At 56.9% G+C, this 16,353-nt stretch carries 15 protein-coding genes; 2 read left to right on the top strand and 13 right to left on the bottom strand.

All coding sequences use genetic code 11. The features are described from left to right. Positions 1-3: 3 nt before the first annotated feature. Both NI40_RS06910 and NI40_RS06905 read left to right on the top strand, forming a co-directional pair. Complete coding sequence (locus NI40_RS06910; RefSeq protein WP_039261535.1) at positions 4-1,440, top strand: SDR family oxidoreductase; 1,437 nt, start codon at positions 4-6, stop codon at positions 1,438-1,440. Between the two features lie 92 nt (positions 1,441-1,532). Further along, positions 1,533-2,546: an NAD-dependent epimerase/dehydratase family protein gene (locus NI40_RS06905; RefSeq protein WP_033146514.1), complete on the top strand. Its 1,014-nt coding sequence runs from the start codon at positions 1,533-1,535 to the stop codon at positions 2,544-2,546. A gap of 77 nt (positions 2,547-2,623) precedes the next feature. Here the strand turns inward: NI40_RS06905 and NI40_RS06900 are convergent, their stop codons facing one another. The 13 genes from NI40_RS06900 to gspE form a co-directional block, all read right to left on the bottom strand. Then, positions 2,624-4,471, bottom strand: a complete 1,848-nt coding sequence (locus NI40_RS06900; RefSeq protein ID WP_039261532.1) for a chitinase — start codon at positions 4,469-4,471, stop codon at positions 2,624-2,626. A 141-nt stretch (positions 4,472-4,612) separates the two neighbouring features. Continuing rightward, on the bottom strand, positions 4,613-5,065 hold the full coding sequence (iagB, locus tag NI40_RS06895; RefSeq protein WP_029739471.1) for a type III secretion system invasion protein IagB: 453 nt from the start codon (positions 5,063-5,065) through the stop codon (positions 4,613-4,615). A 133-nt stretch (positions 5,066-5,198) separates the two neighbouring features. Beyond that, entirely contained in the window at positions 5,199-7,967 is a 2,769-nt protein-coding gene (locus NI40_RS06890; protein ID WP_039261530.1) for a glycosyl hydrolase family 18 protein, read from the bottom strand. Between the two features lie 257 nt (positions 7,968-8,224). Further along, positions 8,225-9,022 carry a prepilin peptidase gene (locus tag NI40_RS06885; protein ID WP_039261527.1) on the bottom strand — a complete coding sequence of 266 codons (798 nt, stop codon included), beginning with the start codon at positions 9,020-9,022 and terminating at the stop codon, positions 8,225-8,227. Then, positions 9,019-9,504 (bottom strand): type II secretion system protein GspM, encoded by a 486-nt coding sequence (gspM, locus tag NI40_RS06880; RefSeq protein ID WP_039261524.1) that lies wholly within the window; start codon positions 9,502-9,504, stop codon positions 9,019-9,021. Before gspM ends, NI40_RS06885 begins: the two co-directional genes overlap by 4 nt. Then, positions 9,501-10,646 carry a type II secretion system protein GspL gene (gspL, locus tag NI40_RS06875; RefSeq protein WP_039262120.1) on the bottom strand — a complete coding sequence of 382 codons (1,146 nt, stop codon included), beginning with the start codon at positions 10,644-10,646 and terminating at the stop codon, positions 9,501-9,503. The genes gspM and gspL overlap by 4 nt, the downstream gene beginning before the upstream one ends. A gap of 15 nt (positions 10,647-10,661) precedes the next feature. After that, a complete protein-coding gene (gene gspK, locus NI40_RS06870) occupies positions 10,662-11,681 on the bottom strand; it encodes a type II secretion system minor pseudopilin GspK (RefSeq protein ID WP_039261521.1) in 1,020 nt (339 codons plus the stop codon). Next, positions 11,678-12,358, bottom strand: a complete 681-nt coding sequence (gspJ, locus tag NI40_RS06865) for a type II secretion system minor pseudopilin GspJ (protein ID WP_039261518.1) — start codon at positions 12,356-12,358, stop codon at positions 11,678-11,680. The genes gspK and gspJ overlap by 4 nt, the downstream gene beginning before the upstream one ends. Next, on the bottom strand, positions 12,351-12,734 hold the full coding sequence (gene gspI, locus NI40_RS06860) for a type II secretion system minor pseudopilin GspI (protein WP_023310955.1): 384 nt from the start codon (positions 12,732-12,734) through the stop codon (positions 12,351-12,353). Before gspI ends, gspJ begins: the two co-directional genes overlap by 8 nt. Beyond that, a complete protein-coding gene (gene gspH / locus NI40_RS06855; RefSeq protein ID WP_023310954.1) occupies positions 12,727-13,212 on the bottom strand; it encodes a type II secretion system minor pseudopilin GspH in 486 nt (161 codons plus the stop codon). The genes gspI and gspH overlap by 8 nt, the downstream gene beginning before the upstream one ends. After that, the gene (gene gspG / locus NI40_RS06850; protein ID WP_072210895.1) at positions 13,212-13,661 is read right to left on the bottom strand and encodes a type II secretion system major pseudopilin GspG; all 450 of its coding nucleotides are present in this window, start codon (positions 13,659-13,661) and stop codon (positions 13,212-13,214) included. The genes gspH and gspG overlap by 1 nt, the downstream gene beginning before the upstream one ends. A gap of 2 nt (positions 13,662-13,663) precedes the next feature. After that, positions 13,664-14,872 (bottom strand): type II secretion system inner membrane protein GspF, encoded by a 1,209-nt coding sequence (gspF, locus tag NI40_RS06845; protein WP_039261514.1) that lies wholly within the window; start codon positions 14,870-14,872, stop codon positions 13,664-13,666. Beyond that, complete coding sequence (gene gspE / locus NI40_RS06840) at positions 14,872-16,350, bottom strand: type II secretion system ATPase GspE (RefSeq protein WP_023310951.1); 1,479 nt, start codon at positions 16,348-16,350, stop codon at positions 14,872-14,874. The genes gspF and gspE overlap by 1 nt, the downstream gene beginning before the upstream one ends. Positions 16,351-16,353 lie beyond the last annotated feature (3 nt).

The raw sequence follows: 16,353 nt of genomic DNA, 5'->3' as shown, positions 1-16,353 counted from the left end.
CACGTGCCGCAACGAATTCTGGTGCTCGGCGCCAGCGGGTACATCGGTCAGCATCTCACCGCGGCGTTAAGCCAGCAGGGACACCAGGTGCTGGCAGCGGCACGCAACACCGAACGCCTGCAAAAGCTCAGTTTGCCTGGCGTCACCTGCCACAGCGTTGACCTCAACTGGCCGAAGGAACTTCCCGCCCTGCTGGAAGGGGTCGACACGCTTTACTACCTGGTGCACAGCATGGGCGAAGGCGGGGATTTCATCGCCCACGAGCGTCAGGTGGCGATGAACGTCCGCGATGCCCTGCTGCAAACCCCGGTGAAGCAGGTCATTTTTTTAAGCTCGCTCCAGGCGCCCGAACACGAGCAGTCCGATCACCTGCGCGCCCGCCAGCTGACGGCTGACACCCTACGCGGGGCGAATATCCCCGTCACCGAACTGCGCGCCGGGATCATCGTTGGCGCAGGCTCCGCCGCCTTCGAAGTGATGCGCGATATGGTCTACAACCTGCCGGTACTCACGCCGCCGCGCTGGGTGCGCTCGCGCACCACGCCGATTGCGCTGGAGAATTTACTGCATTATCTGGTGGCCCTGCTGGATCGCCCGGCGGAGCAACACCGCGTGCTCGAGGCGGCAGGTCCTGAAGTGCTGAGCTATCAGGAGCAGTTTGAACATTTCATGCGCGTCAGCGGCCGCCGCCGCTGGCTGATCCCCATTCCCTTCCCGACCCGCTGGATCTCGGTGTGGTTTTTGAATGTGATCACCTCCGTGCCGCCGACGACCGCCAAAGCGCTGATCCAGGGGCTCAAACACGATTTACTGGCGGACGATCGCGAACTGCGGGCACTCATTCCCCAGGACCTGTTCCGCTTTGACGATGCCGTGCGCAATACGCTGAAAGAAGAAGAGCAGCTGGTGAACTCCAGCGACTGGGGTTACGACGCCCAGGCGTTTGCCCGCTGGCGGCCGGAGTACGGCTATTACCCGAAACAGGCGGGCTGCACGGTGAAAACCCACGCCAGCCTGGCCGCGCTGTGGGAGGTGGTGAACCAGATTGGCGGCAAAGACGGTTATTTCTTCGGTAATATCCTCTGGCAAACGCGCGGAGCAATGGATCTGCTGGTGGGGCACAGGCTGGCAAAAGGCCGTCCGGCACGCCCGTATCTTGAGGTGGGCGACGCGGTCGATAGCTGGAAGGTCATCATCGTCGAGCCGGAAAAACAGCTGACGCTGCTGTTCGGTATGAAAGCCCCGGGGCTGGGCCGACTCTGCTTTACCCTGAAAGACAAAGGCAATTGTCGTGAACTGGACGTCCGCGCCTGGTGGCATCCCCACGGAATGCCGGGTCTGTTCTACTGGCTGTTGATGATCCCCGCCCACCTGTTTATCTTCCGCGGGATGGCAAAGCGGATTGCGCAACGGGCAGAACAAAAGACGGAAAAGATCTAAATAAAACTCTCTTTCTTTCACCTTTCCCATTGCATAGCGCCGTAATTCACGAAAGAATGCGCACGAAATTCTTTTCAACACAGTGGATTGATATGAAGGTACTGGTTACCGGGGCGACCAGCGGCTTAGGCCGAAATGCGGTCGAATTTCTGCGCAACAAGGGCATCAGCGTCAGGGCTACCGGTCGCAACGAAGCGATGGGAAAACTGCTGCAAAAAATGGGCGCGGAGTTCGTCCATGCTGACCTGACGGAGCTGGTCTCCTCTCAGGCGAAAGTGATGCTCGCCGGTATCGACACGCTGTGGCACTGCTCCAGCTTCACCTCACCGTGGGGTACCCAGGAAGCCTTCGATCTCGCCAACGTGCGGGCAACCCGCCGTCTGGGCGAATGGGCCGTTGCCTGGGGCGTGCGTAACTTTATTCATATCTCGTCACCTTCACTCTATTTCGACTATCACCACCATCGTGACGTACAGGAAGATTTCCGTCCGGCTCGCTTTGCCTGCGAGTTTGCCCGCAGCAAGGCGGCCAGTGAAGAGGTAATAGACCTGCTGGCACAGTCGAACCCGCACACCCGTTTTACGGTCTTACGTCCGCAGAGCCTGTTCGGGCCGCACGACAAAGTGTTTATTCCGCGCCTGGCGCAGATGATGCACCACTACGGCAGCGTGCTGCTGCCGCGCGGCGGCGATGCGCTGGTGGATATGACCTATTACGAAAACGCCGTTCACGCCATGTGGCTGGCAAGCCAGCCGGACTGCGATAAGCTGATCTCCGGTCGCGCCTACAACATCACGAACGGCGAACCCTGCACGCTGCGCAGCATTGTGCAGCGTTTAATTGACGAGCTGCAGATCGACTGCCGCATCCGTTCAGTCCCTTACCCAATGCTGGATATGATTGCCCGCAGCATGGAGCGTTTTGGCAGTAAATCGGCCAAAGAGCCTGCTCTGACGCATTACGGCGTATCGAAGCTTAACTTTGATTTCACGCTGGATATTTCGCGGGCGGAGAACGAGCTTGGGTACAAACCGATCGTAACGCTGGATGAAGGGATTACGCTTACGGCAGCGTGGCTGCGGGATCACGGGAAGTTGCATCGGTAGATCGGGTCCTGCATTTTTACGATGAGAAAAAAACGGCAACCCGAAGGTTGCCGTTTGTCATTTTGCTGTTTTGCTGATTACAGCGCAGTCCACGCGTCCTGCCATGCAATCCCTTTACCTGGCTCGTAGTAGGATGGCGCGTTATTGCACCAGCCGCTGTACGGATAAGGTTTGCACTGGAACAGCTGGCCGCGGTTGTTAACGATATCGCCTGCTTTCCATTTGGTTTTGGAGGTCCAGGTCGGGTAAGTCCCGGTCTGGCCGCCGTTGGTCTGCTTAGCCTGTACGTTCAGCGTATAGGTGGTAGTGCTGCTCAGCTCGCCGTCACTGACGGTAAGGTTGATCGGGTACTGCGTCGCCGCCGCCACTTCCGGTGCATTGAACGTAATAATCGCTTTATCATCGCCGCTTACGGTCTGGCCGTTCGGAGCCGTCCAGGTATAAGTCAGGTGGTTACCGTCTTCGTCGGTCGAGCCAGACGCATTCAGAGAAACAGATTTACCCGCTTCAACCGCCCCCACCGGACCGGCGATTTTTGCTATCGGCGCATGGTTTACCGGCGCTGGCGTATTATCTTCCGGAGCCGGGGTGTTATCGTCCGGCACCGGCGTGGTGTTGCCTTCGTCCGTTGGGTCGACAGGGGTCGGGGTCGGGGTCGGGGTCGGGGTCGGAGCTGGCGTGACGCTACCGCCGTCGGAAGTGCCGTCTTCACCCACCACGTTGACGTTGAAGTAATGCTTCACGCATTTGGTGTAGTCACCCTCTTTAAAGGCGCTGAATGGCGTCTGGTAACCCACCAGCTGGCAAGAGTAGGTCTGGCCTGACGGGGTATCCGCGCTCCATCCCCAGTCCTGTTCCCAGTAGATCTTCAGCGCGCCGGCACCGCCTTCGTCGAACTGCTTCATGTTGGCGCAGCCCAGCACTTCGTTAGACGCAACAGGCACCTTCAGGTAGTTGGCAAACTCTTTGTAGTATTTGATACGGTTTTGAGACTGGGCGATCTCAGTCGGGCCACCGCACTCCACGCCGCCGTTGATGATCTGCGTGGTCACGCCGAAGCCCGGAACCAGACCATTCGCCTTATCGTGATCGTTCGGCTGCCAGGTGCCATCGATAACCTGCAGCATGCTCGGTTTTGGCGGCTGCGGGTAGGCGAAGAAGAAGATCGCGGAAGCAAGGTTCAGCCAGGTGTCCGCCACCAGCTCAGGTTTGTCCAGCAGTACGCGGACGTCGCCGTACATCGCTTCAGAGAACGGGCCGTAGTTGTAGTTATAGGAGAGCTGTTTCGCGCCGCGACCAAAGTAGCTAACGAAATCGCCATCTTTGTCTTTACCGCACGGCCAGGTCTGACCCTGCCAGACATCCGGGTTACATTCGCCGTTATAGCCGCCCTTCTGACCTTCGCTCCAGCCCATCTCACGCACGTAAACCAGCGCCTGACGCCACTCGGCTTCCGGACGCCAGGACTCGTGGCCGCCAGTTTCCTGCGCGAAGTGCGCGAACATGGTTGCCAGAGACTTACGGCAGATGGCATCGCTGTTACGACCATCGGTATAGGTCTGGCACAGTGCCGGGAATTTACCGACCGCTTTCAGGAAGTTGCTGTAGGTATATTCCGGCGCACGCAGTGGGAAGAGATATTCCCAGTCGCTGGCCTTGATAATCCCTTCCACGCGCTTGACGTTTTCCGGGTTTGTCGATTTACCCGGCTCAATTTGTTCCACCAGGCTGTTGTCCAGCGTGCGGATGGTTGACTTCACTGAAGCCATCAGCGGGAAGTTGGTCAACTCCTGCTCTTTCTTCTGCAGATCGCTGGCCTTAACGGTGTAAGGTTCGCTGCTGGCCTGCAGCTGGGTTGCCTGAGCCATAAACGGTGCAACACATGCGCCCGCAATAAGAACACTGAGTAATGTTCTTTTGTTCATGTCAATGGTCCTCATAATTATATTAAGGGTCTATAAAAGTTAATTGTTTCGCGGTTTATTTATTAATCATTTAATAAATAAACCCGGGAGCAGTTTTCGTTTTATGAAGAACACCAGTCGGTACTCTTCAAAAAACAAAAATCAATAATAATAACGGTTACGGGTGCTACGTTTTAACTTCTGATATTTATTCCAGACCTTACGGGCATAGACCATGCGCTGCGGGTAATTCTCTTTTTTCAGACCCGCGTTATAGGCGCCGACCGCCTCCCAGTTATAGCCATAAACTTTAATCATTCCGGATAATATCGATGCGCCAACCATAATCGAGGTGCAGGGCTCGGTAATTAACCGGTACTCATTAATGCCTTTTCGCTCCAGCTCGGAAAAATGTGAACTATTAATCTGCATCAGGCCGACATCACGCGTTCCATCATTATTCTGTCCAATCGCATTGGGATTCATTCCCGATTCAACATTAGCAATGGCATACAACAGATAAGGATCCACATGGTAATAACTGGCGGCTTTATCCCAGCAGTTGGCAAAGACGCTATGGCTTATTATCAGCAACAATAAAAATAACGTTTTCATTTTCAGTCCGGCTCTTTTTCATTGTCTCCTTACGCGCTTATCGCGCTGTTTCCTGATTTACGGTCCACGTCCGTCGCGGGACGTGGACCGTGATGGCGGGCAAGTTACTTACCCGCATCGTTATGGCTGTGACTTACTGGCAGTCAGCCGCAGGGCCTTTTTTCACCCATACATCGCTGCTACCGGGTTTATCACCCTTCGTCCACCATTTCGCGGTGTAGGAGTAACCATTGTAGGTAGTGGTGTCGCCGCCGTTATAGACCACGTCGGAGCGCCAGTTGAATTTCACCTGACTTACCAGCTCCCATGCATCCACGCCGAAGCCCGGCTGGTTGCCCTGAGTCCAGTATTTTGCTTTCCAGACCAGGTTGTCGAAGCTGACGGTATTGCCCGCGTTGTAAACCTTGCTTGCACTCCAGGCAGCGTATTTGCTGGCGTTGGCGTCAACAGGCTTATCGCAGCTACTGGTGGCAGAACCTTCGTCAGACGGCGTATTGCCTTCATCGGATGGGGTGTTACCTTCGTCAGACGGCGTGTTGCCTTCATCGGATGGGGTGTTACCTTCGTCAGACGGCGTGTTGCCTTCATCGGAAGGGGTATTGCCTTCGTCAGACGGCGTTTCCGCCGCTTTAGGCGTTACCGTCACCTGCACGTTAGTCTGTACGCTGGACTTGCCATCGCTTACCACCACGGTCAGCGTGTACGTTGATTCCGCGTCCACGTCCGGTGCGGTGATGTTCAGGTTCGCGGTGTCTGCGCCTGTCGCCTGCATATTCGCAGGAACGCTCCAGGAGTAGGTCAGCGCGTCGCCATCAGGATCGTTAGCCTGAGCGTGCAGAGAGTAGCTCTGGCCCGCTTCCAGCGTCACGGCTTCCATCTGGTTCACGACCGGCGCCTGGTTTGCTTTCGGCGCTTTGTTCACGACCTGGACGTCAGCGGTGCTGCTCAACCCTTTCGCATCAGTGACCGTCAGGCGGAACGCCAGAGTCTGGTTACTGGTGACAGCGGCAACGTTGAAGGTCGCTTTCGCTTTGGTGCTGTTGGTGAGGGTCACCGACGGGCCAGAGATCTGCGTCCACTTGTAGGTAATGGCATCGCCATCCGGATCGGTGGAAGCCGAGCCATCCAGGGTCACCGTCGCCGGACCGGTTACGCTCTGGTCAGCGGCAGTCGCCACCGGCGCATGGTTGGTCACTACCGGATCAACCGGCGCAGCGCCGCCGCCTGTCAGGCTTTCATTCATCGCGTTCAGAATGTCTCCGGTATCGGAGTCGATAGACCAGGCAAACAGACCGCCCAGGTTTTTCGCCAGCACATACTGACCTTTCGCCGTTGCGGAACGCGCATCTTCGTAGGTGATCAGATCGCCGGTGGTTTTGTTAAACAGATACGGCGCTTCAGCGGTAGCATCATAGTTGTATTCCCAGCCCGGTTTGCCTTTGTACTCGTTAACGATCTGACGATAGTCAACCACGCCCGGTTCCCAGGTCCCTTTCACCATGCCCGTTGCCGTACCGGTGAACGGGTTGTTATTGCTGTAACCGTGAACGCCGGTCCAGCCGCGACCATACATGGCCGTCCCCACGACAATTTTGCCGGGCTGTACACCCTGCGCCAGCAGCGCATTGACGCCGTTTTCGGTGGTGTAATTGGTATCCGGTTTGTTCGCCGGCGCACGCAGTGCCGCCTGGTGACCCAGATCGGTATTGCTCCAGCCGCCGTAGAAGTCGTAGCTCATCAGGAAGATGTGATCCATGTACTGCTGGGCAGTGGTGTAATCAACGTCTTCAATTTTGTCGCTGCCTGAACCGATTGCTGAGGTCAGTTCAAAGGTACGGCCGGTTTCGGCTGACAGTTCATTCATCATGGCGCGCAGTTCGCGCATCAGTGCGGTATACGTCTCTTTATCCTGCTGCGGGTTGCCCAGCGTTTCGTTCTGACCGCCGCCGCCCGGGAATTCCCAGTCGATGTCCACGCCGTCGAAGAATTTCCAGGTTTTCAGGAAATCTTTCACGGAAGCCACGAAGCGATCGCGGATCGCTTTGTCATGCATTTTGAAGAACGGATCGGAGAGGGTCCAGCCACCGATAGACGGCAGCACTTTCAGCCCTGGATTGGCTTTCTTCATTGCCATCAGCTGGCCGAAGTTGCCTTTGTAGGGATCGTCCCAGCCGCTTACGCCAGCCTGAGGCTTCTGCAGTGCGGCCCACGGGTCGTGAATCGCCACCTGGAAGTCCTGACGGCCCGCACAGGCGCGCTTCAGCGCTTCGAAGCTGTTACCCCCTTCGATGGTTTTCAGGCTGTCATTGATGCCATCGCCGCCGCAGATTGGAATGAAGCCATACAGAATGTGGTTAAGGTTAGCCGCCGGGATTTTATCCACCGGGAAATTACGGTCATAAACGCCCCACTCAGGGAAATAGGCACCGACCACTTTATCGGTGTGCTTAGAGAGGGTTTTATTATTTTCCTGCATGGTGGTGTTAAGCGGCAGCAGATGGCTACCGTCGGTATCCGCGACGATAATCAGTTTGCTGGCGCTGGTGCTGCACCCGCTGGCGTTGCAGAGTTCAACCGTTTCCTGATAGCGACCGCCTTTGGTCACTTTAAATGTTGCCGTGCCGGACATGCTGCCTGCACCGGTCCAGACGGTTTTGCCGTCGAGCAACACTTTCGCTGAAGTCGGCGCCGCGCCGCTCCAGACATCCCACTGCACTTTTACATCGGCGCCATCATGGACTTTGACGAGGCTGTTGTAAGCAGAAGCAGACTGATCAACTTCGACAATGGCAAACTTATCATTACCGCTGGCGATAGTTGCTTTACCCGGCACGGCTGCGAACACCGGGCTTGCAGCCGCTGCAACGAAGAGTGCCAGATATTTAGGCTTCAGAAATTTCATTATTTGATCCTGATAATACGATTTGTGAAATTAAATACCCATGTTTTTCCATTAAACATGGACAAACGTTATTTACTGATAAATTAATCGTGAACGTTTCTGGTTCGCGAAAGACCTGCTTATTATTGCGCTGTACCTTCCTCCACTCATAAACTTCGACAAATGTTTTATTGCGTAGAGAAGAATACAGTGGGGAATTTATTTTCGCCTTTCATTCCCCCGATGAAAAAATTTCAAAAAAAACTTGACTGCATTATTTAAAAGATGAGACGTGGGATTTGCGCGATAAATACAACCAGCCCGGAAAATGCAATATATGGACCAAAGGAAATAAGGTTATTTTTATTCTCAAAGGGCTTTAACAGGCAATGCATGATAATGCCCCCCAGCGCCGCGATCAGCACGATAGAGGGTAACGCTTGCCAGCCGCACCAGGCGCCCAGCGCCGCCAGCAGCTTAAAATCACCATAGCCTAATCCTTCCCGGCCGGTCAGAAGGCGGAATGCCCAGTAAACCAGCCAGAGCGAGAGATATCCCGCCACTGCGCCATAGATAGCATCGGTCAGCGGTAGCGTACGGAACAGGGCATGGAACATCAGCCCCGTCCACAGCAGCGGCTGGGTCAGACAGTCCGGCAGCAGCATATGGCGCGCGTCGATCACCACCAGCGGCAGCAGCAGACTCCACATCACCCACAGCGCGATCAGCGCCAAAAACGACGGCGCCAGCGCGGCGCTGGCGGCAAAGAAGAGAGCGCTACAGACTTCCACCACCAGCAGTCGCAGCGGAATCGCGCTATGGCAGTGGCGGCAGCGGCCGCGCAGCGCACACCAGCTAATGATGGGAATATTTTCCCACGCGCTCAGGGCGTGGTGGCATTCCGGGCAGTGGGAGGCGGGAAACAGCAGATTGCCTGCCCCCTCTTCTTCCATTACCAGCGGCGGAATACGCTCCGCCACGACGCCGAGGAAACTGCCGAGGATCGCGCCCAGCGCTCCGCTCATGACGCACAGACCCGGCAGATTCGCCTGCTGCAACAGCATTAGTGGGTTCATGCGGTTTTCGCCCAGCTCAGCGTAATGTGCGCTTTTACGTCACTCTGACGATCCACCGGCGTCAACGCGAGTTTCTCCAGATGGATACCGGAAGAGACGTTCATCTCACGCAGCCAGTTTTGCAGGGCAGAAACGCTGACGCGCTCGACATCAAAGGTCAGCGACTGCTCTTCCTGACGCACGTTTGTCAACGCGAGGTGCACGACTTTGGCACTTTCTTCCACCACGCTGCGCGGGTTCGGGGTATTGACGATTCTGGACTGGAGATGGTTTTTATCAATTTCCTGGCGCATCCAGTTCAGCGTCTGCTTCTGCTTAAATAACACGGCCTCGTTATTTTTGATGAGAGTATCGAGCGGCATCATCGCGCCGTAATAAACCATCGCGCAGCAGAGTGCCCCGCCGCAGAGTTTAAATAAATTACGCTCGCGTGGACTGTAATGTTGCCAGCGGTTTTTTAACTGGGCTATTTGCGTTTTCATTTATAGCTCCCGGTAATAATGGCGGTATAAGGCGCCTCGCCGGAAATCGGCTGCATCGTAAATTCAAAGGTTTCGGCGCTGCGGGCGACAAAATCCTGCAGGGTCTGTTTATCCATGGATTTCACATTCAGCGTCAGCTGATTTTGCTTTTCGTCATATTCCACGTTATTGATCTCCAGCGACGGCAATGACTGCCTGATTTGATTCAGCGCTTCGAGCTGCAGGAAGATCCCTTTCTTCGCCTTGCTGATATTTTGCCCAACGTAGTATTTCAGGTTGCTGGTCTGGCGCAGGGTCGGGAAATAGTGCTGCGCTACGGTGGTCATCTCCCGGTGGATCTCGTTTTGCTGATGCGTGAGCATCCACGCCATACCAACGCGGGGGCCGATCAGCAGGCCGACGCAAAGCAGCGCCGCCGCCGCGAGGGCCGTTTTCGCATGGCGAAAACGCGGACCGCTGGCGCTGCGCCCGGAAAACTCCCCGTGCAGCATGTTGATACGACAGCCCTGCCACTGGGGCTGGATCAGCACCAGCGGATGCTGCCACGCCAGCCGTTCATCCACCTGTACCTCCTGCGGCGCATCGCCGTAGCAGCACACCTCACCCGCCCGGCATTTACTCAACAGCAGCGGCAGCAGGACCGTATCGGCTTCGCCAGCGCTGCCGGGGGAAAAACGCAGCCAGTAGCTCTCCTCCAGGCTCACCAGCGTCGTGCCCCCTTCGCTCACCGGCAGCAGCCAGGCATCCGGCAGCGCCTGGGCCACCGTGAGCCCCGCCTGAGCGAACAGCTCCAGCCAGTGGCGCAGACGTTCAGCCTCGATGGCCACGGCATCCACCTCCGGCCCCTTTTTGTTCAGCACCGTCCAGTGCAGCGTATCTACCTCGCCGAGCAGCGTCTCTTCCGCCATCCACGAGAACTGCGCCGTCTGGGCGGAAAGTCCTTTTTTCGGCAGGGTAAAATGACGAAAGATCGTCTCGCTCGCCGGCAGCAGCAGGCACACCTGCTGAGAAAGCGGGTGGCAGGAAAGTTCGCTCAGTGCGCTCCAGCCCGTCAGATATTCCACCCGATCGTTACCGGATTCACACCACCAGATTTTGCCGTCCTCACGGGTGTCGGGACGAATAAAAAGCACCTTTTTCATTATCATCTACTTATCTTATTCAACCATTCGGTAGCGGCGTTGCCAGGTCACGACCTTGCCAGCCTCACTGTCAACGTGAAGCTGGCTGACGACGCGCAGCGTTAAATCATCGGTATTGCCGGTGGTTTCCACCCGAAAATAGCGACTGATGACCGCAACCCTGTCCTGAATCTGCGCCAGGATATCTTTGGTCTGCGGATAGTTGCTCTCCAGCACTTTGCTGAATGCCTCCAGCGACGCCCACCCCTCCTCCGGGCGTGAATCGATCAGGCGGGCAGCGTCGTCCGTGTTTAGCACGCCGGTAAAAACCGCCGCCAGCAGCGGCGCCTGTTCGCGTGTTAAGGTATTGACATTTATGGTGCCATCCGTATCCGGCAAGGCGCACAGCAGCTTGCCGACCTTCGGCCACGCTGCCTGCGGAAAGGCGGGCAGCAGTCTGATTTCGTTGATGGTGCGCATCATTTGATTCGCCGGACCGCGGGCGGGCGTCACGCTCGCCCAGGCGTCGACCTCCTGGCCCTGTTTCGCCGTCACGTCGTCGGCGTCAAGATAATCCACCAGCTGCTGGTAAATCTCTTCTGCCGCCAGCGTACCGACGCCACTTTCAGCCAGCAGCTGTTCGATAATCTGCTCTTTGACCGGTTTTTCCGGCAGCGCAGTTGGGTCGGCCGGGGCCGCTGGCGCCGCGTCCCCGCCCAGCAGACTATTGACGTTAAAGCAGGTCCGGGCATCCTCCACCTGACTCACCACGGTGTAATTATCCCCGTGGGTTTTCAGCGGCTGTGCCCAGTCACCTTGCGGCGACAGCCCCGCCCCTTCTGAACTGGCCGCTTTCTGCAACACGTTTTCCAGTACCTTCTGTTGACGGGCAATGGCCCAGCGCAGCGTCTGCTGGCTGACCTGATAATGCGTTTTTTGCAGGTGGCGGCAGAACTGCTGACTGATTTTCGCCGCCAGGGCGGACATCATCACCAGCAGGATCAGCACCACCAGCAGCGCCACGCCACGCTCTTTTCGCGCTGTTTTGCCGCTCATGAACTCACTCCTGGATCGGCTGCCGTATCGGGCTGCGGGGTTGTTACGGGCTGGGCCGCATGCTCCGCTGCCGGCTGCGCCGGGTCCGCATTCGTCTCTTTTGGCGCGGTCTGGATCTCAGGCATATCGCCGGGAGTGAGAAAAACCCAGCGCCAGGTTTCGCCGTTTTCCATGGTCAGATTCAGCTCAACGCCATCAGGCTGATGGGCGATGTCGGTCCATTTTTCCTGCCAACCTTCGTGCCAGAAGCGCCATTTCATCTCTTTCACATCGCTCAGAATCGGCACTTCTTCCGGCTGCGCGCTGGCGGGACCGTCGATAGCAGCCCAGACGTTGCGCCACAGGCGCTTGTCCTTTAACGTCCAGCTAACCCGCTCCAGCTGCACCTGGCCGCTGATGCCGTTCAGGGTTGTCATTTCCACACCATTCTGCTGCTGGACGAACACCTCGCCGCTGTTGCGCGGCGCGCGCGCCTGTTGCTGATAAAAGTCACGCGAGAGGAGGTTGTACGTGCGCTGAAGCGCCGTCACTTTTGTCGCCGCCTCGTCGCTGGCCGTCGAGGTGCGCATCGCGCCGTCGAGCGTTTGCCAGGCGAGAATGCTGATCACCGCGAAGATGGCCAGCGCAATCATAATTTCCAGCAGGGTAAAGCCCTGCTGACGCTGCACCTTACTCACGATCCACCTCCGGTTCGGCGAGCTGAAGCGCCACCACCGGTTGCGCATCGCTTGCTTCGCTGTAAACCCGTACCTCATCGGCAAAGGTATTTTCGGCGGTTTTCACCCGCTGGATATGCCAGGTCCAGGTTTGTCCGCCCATGGTTTCGGTACCCACCTGCTCGGCGTCCGGGAAGTCGGTCTGAGCCAGCTGCGCTTGCGCCAGTTGATTTTCCGCCACCCATCCGGCCTGCAGCGTTTCCGACAGGCTGTGGGTAAAGCGCACGTTAAGGGTGACGGAGTTCATCAGCGCCAGCGCCGCGGTGGAGAAAATCACCAGCGCCACCATCACTTCCAGCAGGGTCATCCCCTGCTCTTTGGTTTTGCGTTTAGTCATCGTTTTCCACCACCACGGGAACAGAGCCCTGTGACGTCACGTGAAAGCGCTGCTTTTTATCCAGGCTTTCGAGGCTGAGCGTGAAGCGGCTAAGCTCGCCGTCCGGCAAAAAAATGATTTGCGGTTCATCGTCCAGCGTGGCCGCCAGCGTTCGCGATGAGAGGGAGACATGCATCTCCTCAGGAAACTCGCCGCGTGTGGCGATCCGCCCCGACTTTAACGGTGCCCAGTGGCGCTCGCCGTTATTTACAACCTGCGTCACCAGTTCAAATTCTGACGAGGTCATCACCAGCCCGACAATATTTCCGTCCATTACCGCACGGTCAGAACCATATTCAACGAGGGATTTTAGCTGCTGACCAAATGTATCTGCGCCGCTGCGTGATGGAATGGTGGTGACCACCATCATGGCGCTCAGGGCGAATATCACCAGCGCCACGATAATTTCCAGCAGGGTAAATCCACGTTGCTTATTCATTACTTAGCTTTTTTATCAAAAGACCAGTTGCTGATATCGTCGGCAGTATTAGCTTCTGCATCCGGACCGGCTGAGAAAATATCGACAGCGCCATGCTCGCCCGGGCTGACCAGAATATAGTCATTGCCCCATGGGTCCTGCGGCAGGCGACGAATATAGCCATCGTCACGGTAGCCTTTCGGAACAGGCGCAATTTCAGGTTTGGTCACCAGCGCCTGCAACCCCTGCTCGGTGGTCGGATAGCGATGGTTGTCGAGTTTGTACATATCCAGCGAACCTTCCAGCGCCACAATATCGCTGGTCGCTTTCTGAATATCGGCTTTTTCTTTATTGCCCATTAAATTAGGCACAACCATACTGGCCAGCACACCGAGAATAACGATAACTACCATTAATTCGAGCAGCGTGAACCCCGCCTGACGCTTCAGGCTATTTTTTTTCAAAGACATGATTAACCCACCATATTATTAAGTTGAAGAAGCGGTTGTAATATTGAAAGAACGATAAATAAAACAACGGTCGCCATAGTTACTACCAGTGCCGGTTCAAATACCGACAGCGTTAACGTAATTCGATGCTGTAATGCAGATTCCTGGTTTTCCGCCGCACGATCCATCAGCGAGCCCAGCTCGCCGCTCTCCTCCCCGGAGGCCACCATGTAGAGCATGGTGGGTGGAAAAATTCTCGCCTGTTCCAGCGCGTTGTAGAGGGATGCCCCCTGGCGCACGGTGTCCGCCGCCTGCTCAAGCACCTGCCGGGCATAGAGGTTTTCAATCCCGTCCATCGCGATGTACATCCCTTCCAGCAGCGGAACGCTGCTGGCCTGCAAAATACTCAGCGTACGGATGTAGCGCGCGCTGTTGATGGCGCAGACCAGTTTTTTCAGCGGTGACTTTAGCAACAGCCACCGATGGTAAACAAACCGGTTCTTTTCTACTTTTATCCAAAATTTAAAGCTCGCCGACGCCCCGAACAGGCCGCTGGCGATAACGATGCCCCAAGCCTGTAAAAAATCGCTCACCGCAATCAGCGTGCGGGTGGTTACCGGCAGCTCTTGTTTCATGTGGGTGAACTGGTCGATGACCTGCGGCACCACGGCGACCAGCAGAATGGAGATCACCGCGATCGCCACCACCGTCAGGGTAATGGGGTAGACCATCGCCTGGGTGAGCTTGCTTTTCATCTTCTGGCGCTGCTCGTTGTACTCGGCGAGCTTTTCCAGCACGCCACCGAGATGACCGGTCTTTTCACCGGCCATTACCAGGGTGCAGTAGAGCTTGTCGAAGCTGCGCGGAAACTGGCTGAAGGCGTCGAACAGCGTGTGACCTTCTACAATCTTGTCGCGGATCTCGGTCACCATCGCCGCCAGGGTTTTATCTTCCGTCTGCTTCGCAATCGCCTTCAGCGCACTCTCCAGCGGCAGCGCGGCATTGACCAGCGTCGCGAGCTGTCGGGTAAACATCGACAGCACCGGAATCGACAGTTTTGCCCCTTTACGGGCGTTTTTTCCCGCCGCCGGATCGCTGGTCGGCGCAATGTTCACTGGCATCAGCTTCTGTTCGCGCAGCATCTGGCGCACCTGCTTTGGCCCTTCGGCCTGAAGGGTGCCGCGCTGAGTTTTCCCCGCAGCGTCCGTCGCGGACCACGCATACCAGGCCATTACGCATCCCCCCCGCGCTCGGCGGTGACGCGCATCACCTCTTCCAGCGAGGTCACGCCGGAGATCACCTTCAGCAGACCGTTTTCACGCAGGCTGTAGGCCTCTTTGAAAAGCTGCGTTTCGATGGACATCTCATCTTTGTCTTCATGGATCGCACGGCGCATGGCGCTGTCGACCACCAGAAATTCATGGATGCCTGCGCGTCCCTGGTAGCCGCTCTGGCGACACTGTTCACAGCCCACGGCGCGATAAATCGCTTTCGGCGGCGTTTCCATAAAGGTGAACAGCGCTTTCTCATTGTCATCCAGCGGACTGGTCGTGCGACAGTGCGGACACAGCCGACGCACCAGACGCTGGGCAATGACGCCAAGCAGCGACGAACCGATTAAAAATGACTCCAGCCCCATATCACGCAGACGGGTAATAGCGCCCGCGGCGCTGTTGGTGTGCAGCGTGGACATCACCAGGTGACCGGTGAGCGAGGCCTGTACCGCGATTTGCGCGGTTTCCCCGTCACGAATTTCCCCGATCATCACCACGTCCGGGTCCTGGCGCAGAATGGCGCGCAGTCCGCGCGCAAAGGTCATGTCCACGCGCGGGTTGACCTGGGTCTGCCCTACCCCTTCCAGTTCATACTCGATCGGATCTTCCACGGTCAGAATGTTGCGTTCATGGCCGTTAAGCGCCGACAGCAGCGCGTACAGGGTGGTACTTTTCCCCGAACCGGTCGGGCCGGTCACCAGGATGATGCCGTGCGGACGTTCAATCAGTCCCTTTAACTTCACCAGCTCTTCGTCAATCAGACCGAGCTTGTTGATGTCCGGCTTAAGGTTGCTTTTGTCCAGCAGACGCATCACCACGCGTTCGCCGTACTGAGACGGGATAGTGGAGACGCGCACGTCAATGGCCTTACGACCAATGCGCAGCGAGATACGACCGTCCTGGGGAAGGCGTTTTTCGGCGATGTCCAGTTTGGACATCACTTTGATACGCGACACCAGCAGCGGCGCGAGCTTGCGCGCCGGCTGCAGCACCGGACGCAGCACGCCGTCAACGCGAAAACGAATGCTCAGGGTGCGCTCGAAGGTCTCGATATGAATATCGGAGGCCCCCTCTTTCACCGCTTCGCCCATAATGGCGTTGATCAGGCGGATCACCGGCGAGTTCTCGTCGTTATCGAGCAGATCTTCGTTGTCAGGGATCTCCTCGGTTAACGCCATCAGGTCAATATCGGCGTCCATGTCGTCCACCAGCTGCTGCGAGACGCCGCTGTTCTGCTGCCAGATGTTGGTCAGCAGTTCGTCAAACGCTTCCGCCGTCAGGATCGTCGGGGCATAGGAGCGCCCCAGCACGCGGCGCATCTCCAGCAGGGCATACGCCTGCGCATCCTCGCGGATATAAACCTCATCGTTATAGAACAGGACCCCGTTCTCTTTCGCCCAGGTGCTGGTACAGAGCGCATTACTCATCTCGGTCATGTC

This window comes from Enterobacter sp. E20 (assembly GCF_000801755.2).
Taxonomy (GTDB): Bacteria; Pseudomonadota; Gammaproteobacteria; order Enterobacterales; family Enterobacteriaceae; genus Enterobacter; species Enterobacter asburiae_B.
Note: the sequence above shows the minus strand (reverse complement) of the source record. Positions and strands in the feature narration are given on the sequence as shown.